Source organism: Variovorax sp. OV329, from assembly GCF_900114785.1.
GTDB lineage: Bacteria > Pseudomonadota > Gammaproteobacteria > Burkholderiales > Burkholderiaceae_C > Variovorax.
In genome coordinates this window covers 170,559-193,804 of record NZ_FOUG01000009.1, presented here as the reverse complement: position 1 = coordinate 193,804, position 23,246 = coordinate 170,559, and the positions used below count along the sequence as shown (strand labels likewise).

At 69.3% G+C, this 23,246-nt stretch carries 15 protein-coding genes; 7 read left to right on the top strand and 8 right to left on the bottom strand.

From position 1 onward, the window contains the following. Window positions 1-89: 89 nt before the first annotated feature. Window positions 90-512, top strand: a complete 423-nt coding sequence (locus BM345_RS17205) for a nuclear transport factor 2 family protein (protein ID WP_093381406.1) — start codon at window positions 90-92, stop codon at window positions 510-512. Window positions 513-525: 13 nt separating this feature from the next. On the opposite strand, the gene BM345_RS17200 is transcribed toward BM345_RS17205, so the two are convergent. The 8 genes from BM345_RS17200 to BM345_RS17165 all read right to left on the bottom strand — a co-directional run bounded on the left by BM345_RS17200 (window position 526) and on the right by BM345_RS17165 (window position 14,045). Continuing rightward, entirely contained in the window at window positions 526-2,319 is a 1,794-nt protein-coding gene (locus BM345_RS17200) for an AfsR/SARP family transcriptional regulator (protein ID WP_254789783.1), read from the bottom strand. A gap of 99 nt (window positions 2,320-2,418) precedes the next feature. Then, window positions 2,419-2,694 carry a DUF4242 domain-containing protein gene (locus BM345_RS17195; protein WP_093381405.1) on the bottom strand — a complete coding sequence of 92 codons (276 nt, stop codon included), beginning with the start codon at window positions 2,692-2,694 and terminating at the stop codon, window positions 2,419-2,421. A gap of 94 nt (window positions 2,695-2,788) precedes the next feature. Beyond that, window positions 2,789-5,260, bottom strand: coding sequence for a glycogen/starch/alpha-glucan phosphorylase (locus tag BM345_RS17190; RefSeq protein WP_093381403.1), 2,472 nt, complete (start codon window positions 5,258-5,260; stop codon window positions 2,789-2,791). A 46-nt stretch (window positions 5,261-5,306) separates the two neighbouring features. After that, window positions 5,307-6,770: a glycogen synthase GlgA gene (glgA, locus tag BM345_RS17185; protein WP_093381473.1), complete on the bottom strand. Its 1,464-nt coding sequence runs from the start codon at window positions 6,768-6,770 to the stop codon at window positions 5,307-5,309. Window positions 6,771-6,775: 5 nt separating this feature from the next. Next, on the bottom strand, window positions 6,776-8,077 hold the full coding sequence (glgC, locus tag BM345_RS17180) for a glucose-1-phosphate adenylyltransferase (protein WP_093381401.1): 1,302 nt from the start codon (window positions 8,075-8,077) through the stop codon (window positions 6,776-6,778). A gap of 86 nt (window positions 8,078-8,163) precedes the next feature. Next, entirely contained in the window at window positions 8,164-10,221 is a 2,058-nt protein-coding gene (gene glgX / locus BM345_RS17175) for a glycogen debranching protein GlgX (RefSeq protein WP_093381399.1), read from the bottom strand. 19 nt (window positions 10,222-10,240) lie between these two features. Beyond that, window positions 10,241-12,406 carry a 1,4-alpha-glucan branching protein GlgB gene (gene glgB / locus BM345_RS17170; protein WP_093381398.1) on the bottom strand — a complete coding sequence of 722 codons (2,166 nt, stop codon included), beginning with the start codon at window positions 12,404-12,406 and terminating at the stop codon, window positions 10,241-10,243. Further along, entirely contained in the window at window positions 12,390-14,045 is a 1,656-nt protein-coding gene (locus BM345_RS17165) for an alpha-glucosidase (protein ID WP_093381396.1), read from the bottom strand. Before BM345_RS17165 ends, glgB begins: the two co-directional genes overlap by 17 nt. Before the next feature lie 165 nt (window positions 14,046-14,210). On the opposite strand from BM345_RS17165, the gene leuS reads away from it, so the two are divergent. The 6 genes from leuS (at window position 14,211) to BM345_RS17135 (ending at window position 23,235) form a co-directional block, all read left to right on the top strand. Then, window positions 14,211-16,838, top strand: a complete 2,628-nt coding sequence (gene leuS / locus BM345_RS17160) for a leucine--tRNA ligase (RefSeq protein ID WP_093381394.1) — start codon at window positions 14,211-14,213, stop codon at window positions 16,836-16,838. 11 nt (window positions 16,839-16,849) lie between these two features. Then, on the top strand, window positions 16,850-17,368 hold the full coding sequence (lptE, locus tag BM345_RS17155; protein ID WP_093381392.1) for an LPS-assembly lipoprotein LptE: 519 nt from the start codon (window positions 16,850-16,852) through the stop codon (window positions 17,366-17,368). Window positions 17,369-17,385: 17 nt separating this feature from the next. Continuing rightward, complete coding sequence (gene holA / locus BM345_RS17150; RefSeq protein ID WP_093381390.1) at window positions 17,386-18,459, top strand: DNA polymerase III subunit delta; 1,074 nt, start codon at window positions 17,386-17,388, stop codon at window positions 18,457-18,459. 46 nt (window positions 18,460-18,505) lie between these two features. Continuing rightward, the gene (locus BM345_RS17145; protein WP_093381388.1) at window positions 18,506-19,798 is read left to right on the top strand and encodes a glutamate-5-semialdehyde dehydrogenase; all 1,293 of its coding nucleotides are present in this window, start codon (window positions 18,506-18,508) and stop codon (window positions 19,796-19,798) included. 109 nt (window positions 19,799-19,907) lie between these two features. Next, window positions 19,908-21,194 (top strand): glutamate--cysteine ligase, encoded by a 1,287-nt coding sequence (gshA, locus tag BM345_RS17140; RefSeq protein WP_093381386.1) that lies wholly within the window; start codon window positions 19,908-19,910, stop codon window positions 21,192-21,194. 169 nt (window positions 21,195-21,363) lie between these two features. Further along, a complete protein-coding gene (locus tag BM345_RS17135) occupies window positions 21,364-23,235 on the top strand; it encodes a potassium transporter Kup (RefSeq protein ID WP_093381384.1) in 1,872 nt (623 codons plus the stop codon). Window positions 23,236-23,246 lie beyond the last annotated feature (11 nt).

Genomic DNA, 23,246 nt, shown 5'->3' with positions numbered 1-23,246 from the left:
ACTACCCGCACTTCCCGCGGCGACTGATTGGGAGGGTGGCCGCCGCTGGCCACACTTGATCCTTGTCCAACCACGTTCAGGAGTTCCGCATGGCGAAACATGAGCAAGTGCAAGACACCGCGCAGCAGCTGATCGACCTGGAGAAGAAATTCTGGCAGTCGATGGTGGCGCAGGATACGGACGCTGCGCTGTCCCTGCTGGACCAGCAGGCACTGATGGTCAGCCCCCACGGCATGATGAAGTTCGACCACGCGCAGTACCGGCAGATGGCCGAGCAGGGCACCATGGTCCTCAAGGATTTCGACCTCGCCGACTTCGAGATGCTGATGCCCACGCAGGACCTGGCCATCCTCAGCTACCGCGTGAAGCAGTCGATGGCGCCGCGCGGCAAGGACGGGCAGTCGAAGACCGAAGAGATGGCCGACACCTCCACCTGGGTGCGCAAGGACGACCAGTGGCACTGCGTGGCGCACACCGAGACGCCACTGGCCGAGCGCGGCCAGGTGCATTGATCCGGGCGCGGCCTCAGCGCCCGGTGTGGGCAGCAAGTGCCGCGTTGTCGATCTCCCTGGCGAGTGCGCGTGCCGCCGCCGCTGCCGTGGCATCACCGAGTGCGGCGCGGTGCATGCGCGCGCGGACGCTGAACTCGCGCATTCCCGAATGGGCGGCCACGGCTTCCAGTTCATCGACCCATACCGGCGCCTGCGGCAGGCGGCCCTGCACGGCGACGCTGCACAGCAGCTCAAGCGCATAGACCTTGCCCCACACGTAAGCGTCGGGCAGGCGCGCGCATCGGCTGATGGTGTCGGCCAGCGTCTCCACCGACTGCGCGGTCTGGCCGCGCAGCATCGCGACGCGGCCCAGGCCGCGGCCGGCGATGCCTTCCCAGCACGGGTCGCCCAGCTGGCAGCCCAGCGCGAAGGCCTCGGCGAAGTGCTCGGCCGCCAGGTCCACCTCGCCGCGCAGCAGCCGCACCTCGGCCCACAGCGACTGCGGCCAGGGCACGAAGGCGGTCCAGTGGCGGCGCGCCAGTTCCAGTGAACGCGCCAGCGCTTCGGTGGCCGCGTCGAAATCGTGGCGCATCAGGTGCACGCGGCCGATCATCGACAGCGCATAGGACGCCTGCTTGGCATCGCCCAGGTCCTCGGTCATGGCATGCGCCTCGCGAAGCGTGGCCAGCGCGGCCTCGTAGTGCGCGGTGTCGCTGAGCGTGGAGCCGCGCACGATCGCGATGCGCGCCAGCTCGGCACGGTCGCTGCTGGCCAGCGCCCGGGCCTGCTCCAGCCATTTCAGTGCGCGCTCGTAGCGGCCGCGCAAGAACTCGACATAGCCCAGCTCGCGGCAGGCCGCCGCGGCCAGGGCCGGCGTCGCGCTCTGGCCAACGGCCAATGCCTCGTGCAGGGCGGTGGCGCCTTCCTCGTCGCGCCCGCGCGCCGCATGGACGAGGGCCGAGCCCAGCGCCACGCGGGCGCGCGTGCGCAGGACCGGGTCGCCGGTGCTGTCGGCCTCGACGATGGCACGGCGCAGGCATTGCAGGCCGGCTTCCAGCGCACCGGCGCTGATCGCGGCTTCGCCGGCTTCCAGTTGCGCCTTGGCCGCCGCGCGGCCGGTGGCCGGGCGTGCGATGGGCGCGGCGGTGGCGGTGCGGATGGCCGCCTGCATTGCAGCGCCGGGCTTGATGCCCAGTTCGCGCTCGAAGAGTTCGGCACAGGCGGCCGCCTGTCTGGCTGCGGCCACGCCGTCGCCGGCCGCGGCCAGGCTGCGCACCAGCAGCGCCTGGTAGTTCTCGTCCAGCGGATTGGATCGGACCAGCCGGGTTGCGAACGCCGTCGCCTCGCGCTCGGCACCGCCCGCCAGCCGCGCCAGGGCCGCCTCGTGCAGCACCGCCTCGGCGGTGGCGCGCAGCAGTCGCCGCTCGTTGGCCAGCCAGACATCGAAGGAGGGGCTGGCGCCAAAGCGCAGGCCTTCCAGCAGTTCGCGCTCCAGGCCCGGCACCTGGACCGCCTGGGCCCAGGTGCCGCGCAGCACGATTTCCAGGTCGACGGCGGAGCCTGGCGGAAGCTCGAGCGCAAGCTGCTCACCGCGCGGCCCGGCACCGTCGAGCAGCTTGCGCAGCTCGCTCAGGTTCCAGCGCAGGGCGGCCAGCGGGTCTTCGGCATCCTCGAACAGCAGGGCCGCCAGCTCCGCGCGGCTGGCCGGCACCGGGCAGCGCAGCAGGTAGGCGAGCAACCCCCAGACCTTGTGGCCGCGCGGCGCGGCCAGGACCTGGCCGTCGCGCAGCACGCGCGGCACGCCGAGCAGGTGGATGGACAGGCTCACGGGTCGCCCTCCGGAGGATGAGCGCCACCCCGGACGGTCCAGGGGGCCCGCCATGGTGTCGCGCATGGCCCGGCGCTGCAAGGGAGGGCTGCCGGCCGCTCAGGCCTCGGCGGTGGCCGGGTCGATGACCGCGGCCACGGCGGCCACGCTGTCGGCCGGGAAGCCGCCGCGCCGCGCGTGCTCCCGCACCAGCTCGGCATTGACCGCCTGGTAGATGCAGTAGATCTTGTCGCCGGTCACGTAGCTGTGAACCCACTGGACCTCGGGGCCCAGCTCGTTGAGCACGCTGCACGACTTCTGCGAGATGGCCTGCAGTTCGGCGGGCTTGGCCGCGCCGATCCCGGGGATGGCGCGCTCGATCACGTACTTGGGCATGGCACTTCCTTTCACGACAGGGGTGGATGAGGAAGCCCCAGGATGCCGGCCGGGCGTGTGAGCCGGCGTTTGACGCTCGCCGCCCTTGGCGACCCTAGGCCAGGTTCACCGGCCGGGTGTTCCAGATCTGGTGCGAGTACTCGGCGATGGTGCGATCCGAGGAGAAGCGGCCCATGCCCGCCACGTTGAGGATGGCGGTGCGCGTCCAGGCATCCGGGTCGCGGTAGAGCGCGTCCACCTGCTCCTGCGTCTGCACGTAGCTGGCGTAGTCGGCCAGCAGCAGGTAGTGGTCGCCCCAGTTCACCAGCGCATCGAACACCTCCTGGTAGCGCGCCGGCTCGCCGGGCGAGAACAGGCCGTCGCGGATGCTGTCCAGCACGCGCTGCAGTTCCAGGTTGCCCTCGTAGAACTCGCGCGGCGCATAGCCGCTGGCGCGGATGTCGGCCACCTGCGCCGTGGTGTTGCCGAAGATGAAGAAGTTCTCCGCGCCCACCGCGTCGCGCATCTCGACGTTGGCGCCGTCCAGCGTGCCGATGGTGAGTGCGCCGTTGAGCGCGAACTTCATGTTGCCGGTGCCCGAGGCCTCGGTGCCCGCGGTGGAGATCTGCTCGGACAGGTCGGCCGCCGGGATGATCGTCTCGGCCAGGCTCACGCTGTAGTTGGGCAGGAACACCACCTTCAGCAGCTTGTTCACCCGCTCGTCCGCGTTGACCACCGCCGCCACGTCGTTGATGAGCCGGATCACCAGCTTGGCCATGTGGTAGGCCGAGGCGGCCTTGCCGGCGAACACCACCACGCGCGGCACATGGCTCGCATCGGGCTCGTCCAGGATGCGGTGGTAGCGCGTGACCACGTGCAGCACGTTGAGCAGCTGGCGCTTGTACTCGTGCATGCGCTTGACCTGCATGTCGAACAGGGCGTCGGTGTCCAGCACGATGTTCAGGTGCTGCTCCACCCAGTTGGCCAGGCGCAGCTTGTTCTCGCGCTTGGCATGCCGGAAGGCCCGCACGAAGGCCGGCTGCTGCGTCATCGGCCTGAGCGACTCCAGCTGGTTCAGGTCGCGCCGCCAGCCGCGGCCGATGCGGTGGTCCAGCAGCTTGGCCAGCGGCGGGTTGGCCTGCGCCAGCCAGCGCCGTGGCGTGACGCCGTTGGTCTTGTTGTTGAAGCGCTCGGGAAAGAGCCTGGCGAAGTCCGCGAAGATGGACTGCTTCATCAGCTCCGAGTGCAGCTCCGACACGCCGTTGACCGAGTGGCTCGCCAGCACCGCCACGTAGGCCATGCGCACGCGCCGCTCGCCGTTCTCGTCGATGAGGGACAGTCGGCGCATCAGCTCCACGTCGTTGCCGTGCTGCTGCGCCACCTGCGCCAGGAAGCGCGAGTTCATGTCGAAGATGATCTGCAGGTGGCGCGGCAGGATGCGGCCGAACATGTCCACCGGCCAGGTCTCCAGCGCCTCGTGCATCAGCGTGTGGTTGGTGTAGCTGAAGATCTTCTGCGTGTGCGCCCAGGCCGTGTCCCAGGGCAGATCGTGGTCGTCGATGAGCAGGCGCATCAGCTCCGGCACGGCCAGCACCGGGTGCGTGTCGTTCAGGTGAATGCTCAGCTGCCCCGGCAGCTCGTCGAAGCCGGTGTGGTTGCGCAGGTAGCGGTGCAGCATGTCCTGCACGCTGGCGCTGACGAAGAAGTATTCCTGGTGCAGCCGCAGCTCGCGGCCCGAGGGCGTGGAGTCGTCGGGATAGAGCACCCGCGACACGTTCTCCGAGTGGTTCTTGCTTTCCACCGCCTCCATGTAGTTGCCGCGGTTGAAGGCCTTGAGGTCGATCTCCTCGGTGGCGCGGGCGGACCACAGGCGCAGCGTGTTGGTGGCCTGCGTCCCGTAGCCGGGAATGATGGTGTCGTAGGCCACGGCGAGCACGTCGTGCGTGTCGATCCAGCGCGCGGCGCCGTAGGGCGCGTTCTTGCCGCCCGCGCGTTGCACGTGGCCGCCGAAGCGCACGCGGTAGTTGACCTCGGGCCGCACGAACTCCCAGGGGTTGCCGCGCGTGAGCCAGTAGTCGGGCGTCTCCACCTGCTGGCCCTCGACGATGCGCTGGCGGAACATGCCGTACTCGTAGCGGATGCCGTAGCCGAAGCCCGGCACGCCCAGCGTGGCCATGGAGTCGAGGAAGCAGGCCGCGAGCCGGCCCAGGCCGCCGTTGCCCAAGGCCGCGTCGGGCTCGCGCTCGGCCAGCTGCTCGACGTCCACGCCGAAGTCGGCCAGCGCCTCCTTCACGGTGTCCTGCAGCTCCAGCGCCAGGATGGCGTTGGTGAAGGTGCGGCCGATCAGGAACTCCATCGACAGGTAGTACACGCGCTTGAGGCGCTGGGCGTACTGGGCGCGCGTGGTGGCCATCCAGCGCTCCACGAGCTGGTCGCGCACGGCCAGGGCGGTGGCATGCAGCCAGTCGTCCTGGCTGGCAGCCACCGGGTCCTTGCCGACGGCGTACATCAGCTTGTTGGCCACGGCCCGCTTGAAGGCGGCCACGTCGCGGTCGGGGTGGTCGTACTTGAAGGCTTCGGTCGTCATGGGTGGAGTTCTTTCTTCCCTGTCTTGTGTTTGTGTGTCGTGGGGATCAGCGGGCCAGCGCCTGGCGGTACACATCGACGTAGCCGGCCGCCGCATTCGCCCAGTCCGCCGGGCGGCGCATTGCACTGCTGCGCACCGCGCGCCAGTCGGCGGATCGCCGGAACAGGGCGAAGGCGCGGCGCTGGGCGCGCTCGTAGGCGGTATCGCTGAACTCGTTGAAGGCGAAGCCCGTGGCGGTGCCGGCGGCCATGTCCTCCAGGGTGCTGTCGGTGACGGTGTCGGCCAGGCCGCCGACGCGGTGCACCAGCGGCAGGCTGCCGTACTTCAGGCCGTACATCTGCGTGAGGCCACAGGGTTCGTAGCGCGAGGGCACCAGCGTGACGTCGCCGGCGCCGAAGAGGCGGTGGGCCAGCGGCTCGCTGTAGCCCAGGGTCACGCTCACCGATCGGGGCGCCGCATTGGCGCGGTCGCGGAAGGCGGATTCGAGCGCGGCGTCGCCGCTGCCCAGCAGCGCCAGCTGGCCGCCCTGGGCGAGCAGCGCATCCAGCCCGTGCAGCACCAGGTGCAGGCCCTTCTGCTCGGTCAGGCGGCTCACCACCACGAAGAGCGGCGCATCCGCCTCGGGCGCCAGGCCCAGCTCTTCCTGCAGCGCCGCCTTGCAGCGCGCCTTGCCGCCCATGCGGCGCGGGTCAAAGCGCTCGGGCAGCAGCTTGTCTGTGGCGGGGTTCCAGACCTGGTCGTCGACCGCGTTGAGGATGCCCGAGAGCGCACCGGCGCGGTGCCGCAGCAAACCGTCCAGGCCGAAGCCCTGTTCGGGCGTCTGGATCTCGCGGGCGTAGGTGGGGCTCACCGTGGTGAGCCGGTCGGCGAAGACCAGGCCGCCCTTCATGAAGGACAGCTGACCGTGGTACTCCAGCCCGTTCATGCCGAAGGCCGCCGGCGGCAGGCCCAGCTCGCCCAGGTGCCAGGGCGCGAACAGGCCCTGGTAGGCCAGGTTGTGGATGGTGAACACGCTGCCCGCGCGCGGCTTGCCGTTGTCGGGCGTGAAGGCGAGGTAGGCCGGGGCGAGGGCCGCATGCCAGTCGTGCGCATGCACCACCTCGGGTTGCCAGTTCGCGTCCAGCCCTTGCGCCAGGCGCGCCGCCACCCAGCCCAGCAGGGCGAAGCGCCGGTGGTTGTCGCTGTAGGGGCTGCGCGAGGCATCTTCGTAGGGATTGCCGGGCCGGTCGTAGAGCGCTGGCGCGTCGATCCAGTAGGCCGGCAGGTCCGGCGCCCCGGCGGTGACGATACGCCCCAGGCGCAGGCCCACGCGCTCGCCCCAGGGCGCGTCGAACTCGGCCACGGTCTGCGCGTCGCGCACGCCGGCCGCGATGGCGGGAAAGCCCGGAAGCAGCGCCCGCACGTCCTGGCCCGCGGCCAGCAGGGCGAGCGGCAGGGCGCCGGCGACATCCGCCAGGCCACCGGTCTTGAGCAGGGGAAAGATCTCGGCCGTGACCTGGAGGATCCGCATGGGCATCAGGGGGTGACCAGCCGCTTGAGCATCTCGCGCGTGACCAGCACCACGCCGCCTTCGGTGCGCTCGAAGCGCGCGGCGTCCAGCACCGGGTCTTCGCCGATCACGGTGTCGTCGGGCAGCACGCAGGCGCGGTCGATCACCACGCGGTTCAGGCGGCAGCCGCGCCCCACTTCCACGTCCGGCAGCAGCACCGCCTCGTTGATGTCGCAGTAGGAATGCACACGTACGCCCGAGAACAGCACCGAGCTGCTCACCTTGGAGCCCGAGACGATGCAGCCGCCCGAGACGATGGTGTTCACCGTCATGCCGTGCTTTCCGTCGCGATCGAGCACGAACTTGGCGGGAGGCAGCTGGCGCTGGTAGGTCCAGATGGGCCAGTTGGTGTCATAGATGTCCAGCTCGGGGGTGATCGAGGCCAGGTCGAGGTTGGCAGCCCAGAATGCATCAATCGTGCCCACGTCGCGCCAGTAGGCCGGCGCGTCGCCGCCGCGGTGGGCCCGCGTCACGCAGGACATGCCGAAGGGATGCGCCAGCGCACGGCCCGAGGCCACGGCTCGGGGGATGATGTCCTTGCCGAAGTCGTGGCTGGAGGCGGGGTTGCCGTTGTCCTCCTCCAGCAGCTGGTAGAGGTACTGGGAATCGAAGATGTAGATGCCCATGCTGGCCAGCGCCACCTCCGGCTTGCCGGGCATGGGCGGCGGATCGGCGGGCTTCTCCAGGAATTCCATGATCTTGCGGTCGGCATCGATGGCCATCACGCCGAAGGCGGTGGCCTCCATGCGCGGCACCTCGATGCAGCCCACCGTGCAGCCGCGCCCGTGCTTCACGTGGTCCATGAGCATGATGGAGTAGTCCATCTTGTAGACATGGTCGCCGGCGAGCACCACGACGTAGTCATGCGGGGTGGAGCGGGTCTGGATGATGTCCAGGTTCTGATACACCGCGTCGGCGGTGCCGCGGTACCAGTGCTCGTCGCCCATGCGCTGCTGCGCCGGGAGCACGTCCACCATCTCGTTGAGCTCGGCGCGCAGGAAGCTCCAGCCGCGCTGCAGGTGCCGCATGAGCGAATGCGACTTGTACTGCGTGACCACCGCCATGCGCCGGATGCCCGAGTTCAGGCAGTTGGACAGCGCGAAGTCGATGATGCGGAACTTGCCACCGAAATACACCGCCGGCTTGGCCCGCTTGTCGGTGAGCTGCTTGAGCCGCGAGCCGCGGCCGCCGGCCAGCACCAGCGCGATGGTGCGGCGCACCAACTGGTGCGCCTGGAGCTGGGATTGCGTGTTGACGTCGTCGTCCATCTTGTTTGCCTCCTGATGTGTACTGACCGAACTGCAATGAGTTTCCCGTGCCCCCGCACACTAGCACCGCGCGGGCGCTCTGGCTCCTACGCACTTGCAAGCCAGAGGCTGGTGGGCGGCACGACCTGCACCGGCGCGAGCGGCATGCCGGGCTCGCCGGCGCCCTGAACCCTGGCGTCGGTCGCCAGGCGCAGCTGCCAGCGGCCGGGCGGCAGGTGGAAGCGCACCGCGCCTTCCTGGGCGTTGACCAGCAGCAGCCACTGCTTGTGCGGCGCCGGCGCCTCGAAGAGGACGGCGATGGCCTGGCGGCCGGGCGCTTCCCAGTCGGCCGCGGCCATGGCATGGCCCTCGGCGGAAATCCAGCGCAGCGCTGCCTCGCCCCGGGGCGGGTCCGCGGGCCACCAGCGGTTGCTGCGCAGCGGCGCGGCCTCGCGCCGCAGGGCGGTGAGGCGGGCGACGAAGGCCGTCAGCTCGCCATCGGCGCGCACCCAGTCCAGCCAGGTGATGTCGTTGTCCTGGCAGTAGGCGTTGTTGTTGCCGCGCTGGCTGTGGCCCAGCTCGTCGCCGGCCAGCAGCATGGGCGTGCCCTGCGACAGCAGCAGCACCGCCAGCAGCACGCGCGACAGGCGGGCGCGCTCGGCCAGCACGGCCGCATCATCGGTGTCGCCTTCCACGCCGCAGTTGCGGCTGAGGTTGTGGCGGTGGCCGTCGCGGTTGTGCTCGCCGTTGGCCAGGTTGTGGCGCTCGTCGTAGCTCAGCAGGTCGCGCAGGGTGAAGCCGTCGTGCGCGGTGATGAAGTTGACGCTGGCGGTGGGCGCGCGGCCGTGGTGGCGGAAGTCCTCGCTGGAGCCGGCCAGGCGCTGCGCGAATTCGCCGAGGCCGGCGCTGCGGTGCAGCCAGAAGGCGCGCTGGGTGTCGCGGTAGCGGTCGTTCCACTCCAGCCAGCCGGGCGGGAAGCGCCCCAGCTGGTAGCCGCCCGGGCCCACGTCCCAGGGCTCGGCGATGAGCACGCAGCGCGACAGCACCGGGTCCTGCGCGATCGCGGCCAGGAAGGGCGATTGCGCATCGAACTCGCCGCCGGGCGAGCGCCGGCCCAGCACCGGCGCCAAGTCGAAGCGGAAGCCGTCCACGCCCAGTTCCAGCACCCAGTGGCGCAGGCAGTCCATCACCAACTGCAGCACGCGAGGCTCGGACAGCTTCAGGCAGTTGCCGCAGCCGGTCCAGTTCTCGTAGAGGGCGGGATCGTCCTGGCGCAGGTGGTAGTACAGGGCGTTGTCGATGCCGCGCAGGCTCAGGGTGGGGCCCAGCTCGTCGGTCTCGGCGCTGTGGTTGAACACCATGTCGACCACCACCTCCATGCCGCGCGCATGCACCGCGTCGGTGAGCGCGCGGAACTCGGTGGCGGGCGTGCTGCCGGCGCTGCCGCTCCAGTAGCGCGCCTCGGGCGCGAACCAGCCGATCGGGCTGTAGCCCCAGTAGTTGAGCAGGCCCAGCTTCAGCAGGCGCTCCTCGTCGGCGCGGTGCTGCACCGGCATCAGGCTCAGGGTGGTGACGCCCAGGCGCTGCAGGTGGTCCAGCACCGGCCCCCGCGCCAGCCCGGCGTAGCTGCCGCGCAGGTCTTCGGGCACGGCCGGGTGCAGCTGCGTGTGGCCGCCCACGTGCAGCTCGTACAGCACGCGTTCGCCGGCGGCGATGCGCGGACGCGCGGACGGCGACGCCTGCTGCAGCGGCGCGGCCACGCGAGCCTTGAGGGCGATGGCGGCGTTGTCGCGGGTGTCGCGCTCGTCGGGGCGGCCGGGCACGTGGCCCAGGAACAGGTCCTCGCCGCCGTAGGCGCCGACGACCTCGCGTGCGTACGGGTCCAGCAGCAGCTTCGCGGGGTTGAAGCGCAGGCCCTGGCGAGGCGCCCAGGGGCCGTGCACGCGAAAGCCGTAGATCAGCCCGGGCCGCGCGCCCGGCAGGCGGCCGTGCCAGCAGCCGTCGGTGCACGCCGGCAGGCGCAGGCGCTGCTGCTCGTACTGGCCGGTGGGGTCGAACAGGCACAGCTCCACCTGGTCGGCATCCGGCGCCACCAGCGCGAAGTTGATGCCGCCCTCCTCGGCCAGCGTGGCGCCCAGCGGAAAGGGCCGGCCCGCGCTCAGCATGGCGCTCCGTCGGCCCGGCTCAGACCAGCACCCACAGCAAGGTGGCCAGCGGCGGCAGCGTCATCACCAGCGACTGCGCCTGGCCCTGCCAGGGCACGGCCTCGGCGGGCAGCACGCCGTTGCCCACGCCGCTGCCGCCATAGACGGCGCTGTCGGTGTTGATGATCTCGCGGTAGGCGCCGGCTTCGGGCACGCCCAGGCGGTGGCCGTGGCGCACGACCGGCGTGAAGTTGCACACCGCGAGCACGAACTTTCCGTCGGCCGAGCGGCGCACGAAGGCGAACACCGAGTGGGCCTTGTCGTCGTGCACGATCCACTCGAAGCCCTGGGCCTCGCAGTCCATCTCGTGCAGGGCCGGGAAGTGGCGATACACGTTGTTGAGGTCGCGCACCAGCCGCTGGATGCCCTGGTGCGGCGCGTGGTCGAGAAGGTGCCAGTCCAGGCTGCGCTCGTGGTTCCACTCGGCGTACTGTGCGAACTCGCCGCCCATGAAGAGCAGCTTCTTGCCCGGGTAGGCCCATAGGTAGCCGTAGAGGTTGCGCAGGCCCGCGAACTTCTGCCACTCGTCGCCGGGCATGCGCCCGATCATCGAGCCCTTGCCGTGCACCACCTCGTCGTGCGAGAAGGGCAGCACGAAGTTCTCGCTGTGCGCGTACATCAGGCCGAAGGTCACCTGCTGGTGGTGGTGCGGTCGGTACACCGGGTCCAGGCCCACGTAGGCGAGGGTGTCGTTCATCCAGCCCATGTTCCACTTGAAATGGAAGCCAAGGCCGCCATGCTCGGGCGGGCGCGTCACGCCGGGGAATGACGTGGATTCTTCCGCCACCGTGAAGGCGCCGGGCCGCTGCACGCCCACCACCTGGTTCATGCGGCGAACAAAGTCGATGGCTTCCAGGTTCTCGCGCCCCCCCTGCACGTTGGGGACCCACTGGCCGGCCGGTCGGCTGTAGTCGCGATACAGCATGGAGGCCACCGCGTCCACCCGCAGCCCGTCCACGCCGTAGCGCTCCAGCCAGTACAGCGCGTTGCCCACCAGGTAGTTGCGCACCTCGGTGCGGGCGTAGTTGAAGATGAGCGTGTTCCAGTCGTGGTGGAAGCCCTCGCGGGGGTCGGCGTACTCGTAGAGCGCGCTGCCGTCGAAGCGGCCCAGGCCGTGCGGGTCGGTGGGGAAGTGCGCCGGCACCCAGTCGAGGATCACGCCCAGCCCGGCCGCATGCGCCGCCTCGACGAAGGCACGGAAGTCCTCCGGCGTGCCGAAGCGCGAGGTGGGCGCGTACAGGCCGATGGGCTGGTAGCCCCAGGAGCCGTCGAAGGGAAACTCGCTGATGGGCAGCAGTTCGATGTGGCTGAAGCCCAGGTCGCGCACGTAAGGCACCAGCGTGTCGGCCAGTTCGCGGTAGGTCAGCCACTCGTGGCCGTTCTTGCGCCGCCAGGAGCCCAGGTGCACCTCGTAGATGCTGATGGGCGCGTCGCGCCCGTTGGCCTGTGCCCGCTCCGCCGGCAGGGCCACCGGGCGCGGCAGGGCCTGCACCACGCTGGCGGTCTCGGGCCGCAGCCGGGCGGCAAAGCCGTAGGGGTCGGACTTGCGCAGCAGCTCGCCGCTGCCGGACAGGATCTCGTACTCGTAGGCATCGCCGGCCGCCACGTGCGGCGCGAAGATTTCCCAGACGCCGCACTCGCGGCGCAGCCGCATCATGTGGCGGCGGCCGTCCCAGTTGTTGAAGTCACCCACCACCGAGACGCGGCGCGCGTTGGGCGCCCACACGGCGAAGGCCGTGCCCTGGACGCCCTCCATCTCGCGCAGGTGCGCGCCCAGCTGTTCAAAGGGGCGCAGGTGCGTGCCCTCGGCCAGCAGCCAGACGTCGGTGTCGCCCAGCACGGGCGGGAAGCGGTAGGGGTCGTCCAGCTGCAAGGCGTGCGTGCCCCAGTCCACCTGCAGGCGGTAGCCCAGGCGCGCCTCGGCGGCCGGCACCAGGGCGGCGAACACGTCCGACTCGCCCTGGCGCTCCAGTTCGGCCAGCGGCCAGCCGGAACTGGCCTGCACGGCCGCCACCGAGCGCGCGCCGGGCAGCAGGGCACGCACCCACAGGCCGTCCGCGTCCTGGTGCGGTCCCAGCACGGCGAAGGGGTCGCCATGTTCGGCGCGCATCAGGGCGCGGATCTCGGATTCAGGCAGCAGCGGCATCGATGGGTACTCCCATGAACACGCCGTAGGGCGGCAGTTCCAGGACGAGGTCGCCGTCCAGCTTCGCATCCAGGAAGGGCGAACCGGCCAGCGGAACCAGCATGTTGGGCAGGCGCAGCGTGGCCCGCTGGCCCGACAGGTTGAACAGGGCCTGTAGGACCGCATCGCCTTCGAAGCGCTCGAAGCACAGGAAGGGCTCGGGCACGTCGACGAAGCGCATGCCGCCCGTGCGCAACAGGGGCTGGCGGCGGCGCCATGCGAGCAGTCCGCGGCTGTAGCTGAGCATGGAGAGAGGGTCCTGCGCCTGCCGGTCCACCGCCAGGGGCAGGTGCACCTCGGACACCGGCAGCCAGGGCTCGGCGCTGCCGGCCGAGAAGCCGCCGTGCCCGGCGTCGGCCTGCCAGGGCATGGGGGTGCGGGCGCCGTCGCGGCCCTTGAATTCGGGCCAGAAGGCCAGGCCGTAGGGGTCCTGAAGTCGCTCGAAAGGCACCTCGGCCTCCGGCAGGCCCAGTTCCTCGCCCTGGTAGACGCTGGCGCTGCCGCGCAGGGACAGCAGCAGGGCCAGCCACATCTTGTCGCGCCGGGCGTCGAGCGGTCCGCCTGCGCTCCAGCGGCTGGCCACGCGGGGCACGTCGTGGTTGGAAACGGCCCAGCAGCCCCATCCGCCGGTTTCCGCCAGTGCGTCGTCCAGGGCCTGCACCTGCTTACGCAGGTGGGCGGCGTTGTGCTCGGTGGTCAGCAGCGAGAAGCTGTAGGCCAGGTGCAGCCGCCGGCCGCGCTCGGTGTAGCGCGCCATGACCGGCGGGGCGTTCTCGTCGCCCACTTCGCCCAGTCCGACGGCGCCGTACTCGTCCAGCAGGCCCCGCAGCCGCTCCAGGAAGGCCAGGTTCTCCGGCTGGCTCTTGTCGTACAAGTGCTGCTGCATGGCGTAGGGGTTGTCGGCCCGCACCGTGCTCACCTCGTCGATGGCCTCGGCCCGGGCCGGCGGGTTGTCGCGCAGCCTTGCATCGTGGAACTGGTGGTTGCAGGCATCGAAGCGGAAGCCGTCCACGCCCCGCTCGCACCAGAAGCGCACTTCGTCGAGCAGGGCCTCCTGCACCTCGGGACAGTGGAAGTTGAGGTCGGGCTGCTCCACCAGGAAACTGTGCAGGTAGTACTGGCGCCGGCGCGTGTCCCACTGCCAGGCCGGACCGCCGAAGACCGAGAGCCAGTTGTTGGGCGGCGTGCCGTCCGGCCGGGGGTCGGCCCAGACGTACCAGTCGGCCTGCGGGCTCTCCCGGCTGGCGCGGCTGGAGGCGAACCAGGCATGCTGGTCGGAGGTGTGGGAGAGCACCTGGTCGATGATGACCTTCAGCCCCAGATCGTGCGCCCGGGCCAGCAGGGCGTCGAAGTCGGCCAGCGTGCCGAACATGGGGTCGACCTGGCGGTAGTCGGCCACGTCGTAGCCGAAATCCTTCATCGGGGAGCGGAAGAAGGGCGAGACCCAGATGGCGTCCACCCCCAGGCCGGCGACGTGGTCCAGCCGCGACGTGATGCCCGGCAGGTCGCCGATGCCGTCGCCGTTGCTGTCCATGAAGCTGCGCGGGTAGATCTGGTAGATCACCGCGCCGCGCCACCAGTCCTCGCCCCTGCTGCCCATGCACGCACCCTTTTGGTTGTGTTTCATTTTGGCACGCGAGAAATGGGCCAGCCCCGCGTCAGCGGAGTGGCAGGCGATGCCGCGATAATCCCTGGTCCAGCACGTTGTGGCCCCTTGCGGCCTGTCTTGAGAACAGGCCCGGCGCCGATCCCCTGTCGAGATCGCATGAATTCCAGCTACAAACCCGCCGACGTCGAATCCGCTGCCCAGGCCAAGTGGGCCTCGGCCGACGCCTATCGCGTGACCGAAGACGCGAACAAGAAGAAGTACTACGCCTGCTCCATGCTGCCCTACCCCAGCGGCAAGCTGCACATGGGCCACGTGCGCAACTACACGATCAACGACATGCTCACGCGCTACCTGCGCATGAGCGGCTACAACGTGCTCATGCCCATGGGCTGGGACGCCTTCGGCCTGCCGGCCGAGAACGCCGCCCTGAAGAACGGCGTGCCCCCGGCCGCCTGGACGATGGACAACATCGCCTACATGAAGGGCCAGCTGCAGGCCATGGGCCTGGCCATCGACTGGAGCCGCGAGGTCGCCACCTGCGATCCCAGCTACTACAAGTGGAACCAGTGGCTGTTCCTGAAGATGCTGGAAAAGGGCATCGCCTACCGCAAGACCCAGGTGGTCAACTGGGACCCGGTCGACCAGACCGTGCTGGCCAACGAGCAGGTGGTGGATGGCAAGGGCTGGCGCACCGGCGCGCCGGTCGAGCGCCGCGAGATCCCCGGCTACTACCTGAAGATCAGCGACTACGCCCCCGAATTGCTGGACTACACCCAGCACAAGCTGCCCGGCTGGCCCGAGCGCGTGCGCCTGATGCAGGAGAACTGGATCGGCAAGAGCGAGGGCGTGCGCTTCGCCTTCACCCACAGCATCAAGGACCACGAGGGCAAGCTGGTCCAGGACGGCCGCATGTACGTGTTCACCACGCGTGCGGACACCATCATGGGCGTCACCTTCTGCGCCGTGGCGCCGGAGCATCCGCTGGCCCAGCTGGCAGCGCGCAGCAACCTGGGCGTGGCCAACTTCATCGACGAATGCAAGGCCGGCGGCACCACCGAGGCCGAGCTGGCCGTGCAGGAGAAGAAGGGCGTGCCCACGGGCTTCACCGTGACCCATCCCATCACCGAGGAGCAGGTGCCGGTGTGGGTGGGCAACTACGTGCTCATGAGCTACGGCGACGGCGCCGTGATGGGCGTGCCGGCGCACGACGAGCGCGACTTCGCCTTCGCCAACAAGTACAACATCGACATCCTGCAGGTGGTGCTGGTGGAGGACGAGCCCCACTTCGACTATCACAAGTGGCAGGACTGGTATGCCGACAAGGAGCGCGGCATCACCATCAACTCCGACAACTTCAGCGGCATGAACTACCAGGAGGCCGTCAAGGCCGTGGCGCATGCGCTGGAGCAGAAGGGCCTGGGCGGCCTGCAGACCACCTGGCGCCTGCGCGACTGGGGCGTGAGCCGCCAGCGCTACTGGGGCACGCCGATCCCGATCATCCACTGCGATGAGCACGGCGCCGTGCCCGTGCCCGAGAAGGACCTGCCGGTGGTGCTGCCCACCGACTGCGTCCCCGACGGCAGCGGCAACCCGCTGAACAAGCACGAGGGCTTCCACGCCGGCGTGACCTGCCCGGTGTGCGGGAAGGCCGCGCGCCGCGAGACCGACACCATGGACACCTTCGTGGATTCGTCCTGGTACTTCATGCGCTACTGCGACCCGAAGAACGACCAGGCCATGGTCGGCGAGGGCGCGCAGTACTGGATGGCGATGGACCAGTACATCGGCGGCATCGAGCACGCGATCCTCCACCTGCTGTATGCGCGCTTCTGGACCAAGGTCATGCGCGACCTGGGCCTGGTGACCATCGACGAGCCCTTCAGCCGCCTGCTCACGCAGGGCATGGTGCTCAACCACATCTTCTTCACCCGCAACGCGAAGGGCGGCAAGGACTACCACCCGCCCTCGGAAGTCACGCCCAAGCTGGACGCCGCCGGCCACGTGGTCGGCGGCAGGCTGGCCGACGGCACCGAGGTGCAGTACGGCGGCGTGGGCAAGATGGGCAAGAGCGAGCGCAACGGTGTCGATCCGCAGGAGCTCATCGAGAAATACGGCGCCGACACCGCGCGCCTGTACACCATGTTCACCGCGCCGCCCGAGGCCACGCTGGAGTGGAACGACGCGGCGGTGGAAGGCTCCTACCGGTTCCTGCGCCGAGTGTGGAACTACGGCGTGCAGCTCAAGGAACTGGGCGAGGGCGCTGCCGCCGCGCCCAACTTCGGCAAGGCCGCGAAGGCGCTGCGCTATGAGGTTCACACCGTGCTGCGCCAGATCGACTACGACTACCAGCGCATGCAATACAACACGGTGGTGTCGGGCGCAATGAAGCTGCTCAACGCGCTGGAGGGCTTCAAGCCTGCGGACGCCGGCGACATCGCCGCGGCGCGCGAGGGCTTCGGCATCCTGCTGCGTACGCTGTACCCGGCGACGCCGCACCTGGCCTTCGAGCTCTGGCAGGCCCTGGACTACGACAAGGGGCACGGCGACCTGCTCGACGCCCCCTGGCCCACGGTGGACGAGACCGCGCTGGAGCAGGACGAGATCGAGCTCATGCTGCAGGTCAACGGCAAGCTGCGCGGCTCGCTGCTTGTGCCCGCGGGCGCCAGCAAGCAGGAGATCGAGACGATCGCGCTGGCCAGCGAAGGCTTCGTCAAGTTTGCCGAAGGCGCCAGCCCCAAGCGGGTCATCGTCGTGCCTGGCCGCCTGGTCAACGTGGTGGTCTGAGTGCGCGCACGATGAGCCCTTCGAGCACTGCAACGTCGACGTCGTCCCGCCGCGCCTTCCTGGCCGCGGGCGCCGCGCTGGGCCTGGCCGGCTGCGGCTTCAAGCTGCGGCAGGCGCCGGACTTCGCCTTCCAGTCCATCGCCATGCCCACCAACACGGCCTACCTGGCCCAGCTCAAGCGTGCCATCGACGTGACCGGCAAGCTGACGGTGAAGCCGATGACCGAGTGGGAGCAGGCCGACGTGGTGTTCGACGTGCTGAGCGAAACGCGCGACCAGCTGGTGCTGTCGACCAACTCGGCCGGCCAGGTGCGCGAGCTGCAGCTGTTCCTGCGCGTGCGCTTCAAGCTGCGCACGCCGCAGGGCAAGGAGGTGATCCCGCCCTCGGAGATGCTGCAGTCGCGCGACATCACCTACAACGAGACCGCGGCGCTGGCCAAGGAGAGCGAGACGCAGCTGCTCTACCGCGACATGATCAACGACGTCGTGCAGCAGACCATCCGCCGCCTCGGCGCGTTGAAGTCGCTCTGAGGACGAGGGCACCCGCTGTGCAACTGGCCGCGGCCCAGCTTCCGGCGCACCTGAAGAAGGGCCTGCGTCCGCTCTACACCTTGCATGGCGACGAAGCCCTGCTGGTGCAGGAGGCGGCAGACCTCATCCGCGCCGAGGCGCGCGCCCAGGGCCACACCGAGCGCAGCGTGCACACGGTGGCCGGCGCCCACTTCGACTGGGGCTCGGTGCAGGCGGCCGGTGGTTCCATGAGCCTGTTCGCCGACAAGCAGATCGTCGAGATCCGCATTCCGTCCGGCAAGCCCGGCAAGGACGGCAGCGTGGCGCTGCAGCAGATTGCCGAGAGCACCGTGGGCAACGACAGCACGCTCACCCTGGTGCTGCTGCCGCGCCTGGACAAGGCCACCAAGACGGGCGCCTGGTTCGGCGCGCTGGAGGCCAACGGCATCACCCTGCAGCTGGACCCGGTGGAGCGCGGGATGCTGCCCGAATGGATCGCCCAACGCCTGGGCCGCCAGGGCCAGCGGGTGAAGTCGGGCGACGAAGGCCAGCGCACCCTGCAGTTCTTCGCCGACCGGGTCGAGGGCAACCTGCTGGCCGCGCACCAGGAGATCCAGAAGCTGGCGCTGCTGCACCCCGAGGGCGAGCTGTCCTTCGAACAGGTCGAAGGCGCGGTGAACAACGTGGCCCGCTACGACGTGTTCAAGCTCTCCGAAGCGGTCCTGGGCGGCAACCCGCAGCGCGTCTCGCGCATGCTGGAGGGGCTGAAGGCCGAGGGCGAGGCCGAGGTGCTGGTGCACTACACGCTGGCGGAAGATATCCGGGCCCTCAAGCGCGTGCGCGATGCCGTCGATGCCGGCCGGCCGCTGCCCATGGCCCTGCGCGAGAACCGCGTCTGGGGCCCCAAGGAGCGCGCCTTCGAGCGCGTGCTGCCCCGGCTGGAAGGCCGCGTACTGACCCGCCTGCTCAATGACGCCCACAAGGTGGACGGCATCGTCAAGGGCCTGCCCCAGCCCGACTGGCCCAAGGACGGCTGGCAGGCACTGCAGCGCTTGGCCTTCCGCCTCTGCCGCCTGTGCATGACCGAGGGGCGCGCGCCGCGCGGCGCCTGAAACCCCGCGCCGTCGCCGCCCGCCCCGCCGGTGGGAAAATGGCGTCATGAACGCCTTCAACGTCGACGAACACATGCTGGCCCTGGGTGCGCAGGCCAAGACCGCCGCGGCCGCGATGGCCCGTGCCGATGCCGCCACCAAGAACAAGGCCCTGAAGGCCCTTGCCCGCCGCCTGCGCGAGGCCGGTGCCGAGCTGCAGGCCGCCAACGCCCGCGACGTGGAGCGCGCGAGTGCCGCCGGCCTGCCCGCGCCCATGGTGGACCGCCTGAAGCTCACGCCCAAGGTGCTGGCCACCGTGGCCGAGGGCTGCGAGCAGCTGGCCACCATGCCTGACGTCATCGGCGAGATCATCGGCATGCGCCAGCAGCCCAGCGGCATCCGCGTGGGCCAGATGCGCGTGCCCATCGGCGTGTTCGGCATGATCTTCGAGAGCCGGCCCAACGTGACCATCGAGGCAGCCAGCCTGGCCATCAAGAGCGGCAATGCGGCCATCCTGCGTGGCGGCTCGGAAGCCATCGAGTCGAACAAGGCGCTGGCGCTGCTGGTGGGCGAGGCGCTGCTGGAGGCCGGCCTGCCGGCCGATGCGGTGCAGCTGGTGCAGACCACCGACCGCGAGGCGGTGGGCCGCCTCATCGCCATGCCCCAGTACGTGGACGTGATCATCCCGCGCGGCGGCAAGGGCCTGATCGAGCGCATCAGCCGCGACGCCAAGGTGCCGGTGATCAAGCACCTGGACGGCAACTGCCACGTCTTCGTGGACGACACCGCCGAGCTGCCCATGGCGGTGCGCATCGTCGACAACGCCAAGACCCAGAAGTACAGCCCCTGCAACGCCGCCGAGGGCCTGCTGGTGGCGCGCTCGGTGGCGGCCGCCTTCCTGCCGCAGATCGGCGCCATCTTTGCGGCCAAGGGCGTGGAGATGCGCTGCGATCCCGAGGCCGCCGCCATCCTTCGAGCGCCCGGCGCGCTGCCGGACGGCGCTAGGGTGGTGGACGCGGTGGAGTCCGACTGGTACGAGGAGTACCTGGCCGCCGTCATCAGCATCAAGGTGGTGGCGGGCGTGGACGAGGCCATCGCCCACATCAACCATTTCTCCAGCCACCACACCGACGCCATCGTCACGCGCGACCACGTCAACGCCCAGCGCTTCCTGCGCGAGGTGGACTCGGCCAGCGTCATGGTCAACGCCAGCACGCGCTTCGCCGACGGCTTCGAGTTCGGGCTGGGGGCGGAAATCGGCATCAGCACCGACAAGTTCCATGCCCGCGGCCCGGTGGGCATCGAGGGGCTGACTTCGCTGAAGTACGTGGTGCTGGGCCAGGGCGAACTGCGTACGTAGCCGGCGGCTGGCCTTTCGCGGCGAGGGGCCACTTGTCCTGGACGCAATTGGCCCAAATCTACAATTGCGTTCTGAGCTCAAGCAAGAACACGCATAACAAGGCTGCCGCATGGTCCCCCATCTCGTCACCGCCCTGACCGGGCCGATCAACGAACTCGAGCAGCGTGTGCTCGACTCGATGCCAGCCATCGAGCGTTGGTTCCGCCTGGAATGGATGGAACACACTCCGCCCTTCTACAGCTCGGTGGACATCCGCAACGCCGGCTTCAAGCTGGCGCCGGTGGACACCAACCTCTACCCCGGGGGCTGGAACAACCTCACCCAGGAAATGCTGCCGCTGGCGGTGCAGGCGGCGCAGGCGGCCATCGAGAAGATCTGCCCCGAGGCCCGCAACCTGCTGGTGATCCCCGAGAACCACTCGAGCAACACCTTCTACCTGGCCAACGTGGCCCAGCTGGTGCGCATCTTCCAGATGGCCGGCCTGAACGTGAAGGTGGGTTCCATCGACCCGGCCATCAAGTCGCCCAAGAAGATCGTGCTGCCGCACGGCGAGAGCGTCTGCCTGGAGCCGGTGGTGCGCAGCAAGCGCCGCCTGGGCCTGAAGAACTTCGACCCCTGCACCATCCTGTTGAACAACGACCTGTCGGCGGGCGTGCCGGGCATCCTGGAAGACCTGCACGAGCAGTACCTGCTGCCGCCGCTGCACGCCGGCTGGTCGGTGCGCCGCAAGAGCAAGCATTTCCGCAGCTACGAAGAGGTGTCCAAGCGCTTCGGCAAGCTGCTGGGCATCGACCCCTGGCTGATCAACCCCATGTCCAGCCACGCCGAGGAGGTGGACCTGTCCACCGGCGCCGGGCAGGACCTGCTGGCCACCCACGTCGACCAACTGCTCACCAAGGTGCGCCGCAAGTACAAGGAATACGGCATCAACGAGAAGCCCTTCGTCATCGTCAAGCCCGACAACGGCACCAATGGCGTGGGCGTGATGACGGTGCGCGACATGAAGGACCTCGAGGCCCTGTTCAAGCCGCGCGCCGGCGGCCGTCCGGCCCCGGCGCTGGGCAGCGAGATCATCGTGCAGGAAGGCGTGCTCACCCGCGAGCGGGTGCACGACGGCGTGGCCGAGCCGGTGGTCTACATGATGGACCGCTACGTTGTGGGCGGCTTCTACCGGGTGCATGCCGAGCGCAGCATCGACGAGAACCTGGATTCGCCCGGGGCCAGCTACGTGCCCCTGGCGTTTTCTGAAAGTGCGCACTTACCGCAGCCGGGCGCCAAGCCTGGCGCCAGTGCGCCGAATCGCTTCTACATGTACGGCGTGATCGGCCGGCTGGCCATGGTGGCCGCCAGCTACGAACTCGAAGCCACCGACCCGGACGCCGAAGTCTACGAGTGAGCCTCGCCGCCGGGCCGCCGCCTTTCATTGGCGGCGCCCCGGCGTGACTGCACAATACCCCTCCCAGAACAACGCAACGCCCGCGGGCGCAGGCGAGCACGGCATCGGCGGGACGCAGCATCTCCCGGCACGAACAAGCCAGCCGCCACGACCTTCGCTGTCACACAACGTGTCTTCCCACAAGTCCACGGCCTCCGCAGGGCTGATCCTGGCCGCCATCGGCGTTGTCTACGGCGACATCGGCACCAGCGTGCTGTATGCGATGAAGGAGGTCTTCAGCCACGACCGCGTGATGTTCAACTTCGAGAACGTCTTCGGCATCCTGTCGATGTTCTTCTGGACGCTGACCATCATCGTCTCGCTGAAATACGTGGTGCTGGTGCTCCGCGCCGACAACGAGGGCGAGGGCGGCCTGATCGCCATGCTGGCGCTGGCCTCGCAGGCGGTGGTCGGCCGCCCGCGGCTGCGCAACGTGCTGCTCACGGTGGGCATCTTCGGCACCTCGCTGTTCTACGGCGACGGCGTCATCACGCCGGCCATCTCCGTGCTGTCGGCGGTGGAAGGCCTGGAGGTCGTGTCGCCGCACTTCAAGGAATACGTGATCCCGATCACGCTGGTGGTGCTCTTCGGCCTGTTCGCGCTGCAGAAGCATGGCACCGCGGGCATCGGCCGCTTCTTCGGCCCGATCACGCTCGTCTGGTTCCTCGCCATCGCCGTCCTGGGCGTGGCACAGATCGTCACGCACCCCGAGATCCTGTGGGCCCTGAGCCCGCACTACGCGCTGGGCTTCATCTGGAACAACCCGGGCACCAGCTTCCTCATCCTGGGCGCGACCGTGCTGTGCGTGACCGGGGCCGAGGCGCTCTATGCCGACCTCGGCCACTTCGGCAAGGGGCCGATCCGCATCGCCTGGTTCTCGGTGGTGATGCCCTCGCTCACGCTCAACTACTTCGGCCAGGGCGCGCTGCTGCTGCGCGAGCCCTCGGCGGTGAAGAACCCCTTCTTCATGATGGCGCCCGAGTGGGCCGTCATTCCGCTGGTGGTCATGGCCACGCTGGCCACGGTGATTGCCTCGCAGGCGCTGATCACCGGCGCCTTCAGCGTGACGCGCCAGGCCATCCAGCTGGGCTACCTGCCGCGCCTGAACATCGAGCACACCAGCGTGCGCACGGCCGGGCAGATCTACATCCCCTTCGTCAACTGGGGCCTGTTCGTGGCGATCGTGCTGGCGGTGGTGATGTTCCGCAGCTCCAGCAACCTGGCGGCGGCCTACGGCATTGCGGTGACCACCGACATGCTGATCACCACGGTGCTCACTTTCTTCGTCATCCGCTTCGCCTGGAAGCTGCCGCTGGCGCTGTGCATCGGCGCCACCGCCACTTTCTTCGTGGTGGACTTCGCCTTCTGGGCCTCCAACCTCCTCAAGCTGCTGGAAGGCGGCTGGTTCCCGCTGCTGATCGGTGGCGCGGTGTTCACGCTCATGCTCACCTGGAAGGAAGGGCGGCGCCTGATGCACGAGGTGCAGCGCCAGGACGCGATCGACCTGCGCGCCTTCCTGGAATCGGTCTTCGTCAACCCGCCGGCGCGGGTGGACGGCACCGCGGTCTTCCTCACCGCCGAGCCGGGCGTGGTACCCAACGCCCTGCTGCACAACCTCAAGCACAACAAGGTGCTGCACGAGTACAACCTGTTCGTGACGGTGCGCAACCACGAGGTTCCTTGGATCCCGATGGACAAGCGCATCGAGATGGAGCCACTGGGCCGCCACTGCTGGCAGGTGATCGTGCATTACGGCTTCAAGAACGACATCGACCTGCCCAGCGCGCTGGACGGCACCCGCATGCGCGGCTGCCAGCTCGAGCCCATGACCACCAGCTACTTCCTGTCGCGAGACGTGGTCATTCCCACGCTGGGCAGCGGCATGGCGCCCTGGCGCGAGAAGCTGTTTGCGCAGATGCACCACAACGCGAGCGGGGCGGCGGACTTCCTCAGCCTGCCGAACAATGCGGTGGTGGAGTTGGGAAGCAAGATAGAAATCTAGCCCACCCCCAG

Coding starts and splice junctions, on each gene's coding strand:
- leuS (WP_093381394.1), top strand. CDS start 14,211: ATGAATTCCAGCTACAAACCCGCCGACGTCGAATCCGCTGCCCAGGCC.
- BM345_RS17195 (WP_093381405.1), bottom strand. CDS start 2,694: ATGCCCAAGTACGTGATCGAGCGCGCCATCCCCGGGATCGGCGCGGCC.
- glgA (WP_093381473.1), bottom strand. CDS start 6,770: ATGCGGATCCTCCAGGTCACGGCCGAGATCTTTCCCCTGCTCAAGACC.
- lptE (WP_093381392.1), top strand. CDS start 16,850: ATGAGCCCTTCGAGCACTGCAACGTCGACGTCGTCCCGCCGCGCCTTC.
- glgX (WP_093381399.1), bottom strand. CDS start 10,221: ATGCTGAGCGCGGGCCGGCCCTTTCCGCTGGGCGCCACGCTGGCCGAG.
- BM345_RS17145 (WP_093381388.1), top strand. CDS start 18,506: ATGAACGCCTTCAACGTCGACGAACACATGCTGGCCCTGGGTGCGCAG.
- glgB (WP_093381398.1), bottom strand. CDS start 12,406: ATGCCGCTGCTGCCTGAATCCGAGATCCGCGCCCTGATGCGCGCCGAA.
- BM345_RS17165 (WP_093381396.1), bottom strand. CDS start 14,045: ATGGGCAGCAGGGGCGAGGACTGGTGGCGCGGCGCGGTGATCTACCAG.
- BM345_RS17190 (WP_093381403.1), bottom strand. CDS start 5,260: ATGACGACCGAAGCCTTCAAGTACGACCACCCCGACCGCGACGTGGCC.
- BM345_RS17205 (WP_093381406.1), top strand. CDS start 90: ATGGCGAAACATGAGCAAGTGCAAGACACCGCGCAGCAGCTGATCGAC.
- gshA (WP_093381386.1), top strand. CDS start 19,908: ATGGTCCCCCATCTCGTCACCGCCCTGACCGGGCCGATCAACGAACTC.
- glgC (WP_093381401.1), bottom strand. CDS start 8,077: ATGGACGACGACGTCAACACGCAATCCCAGCTCCAGGCGCACCAGTTG.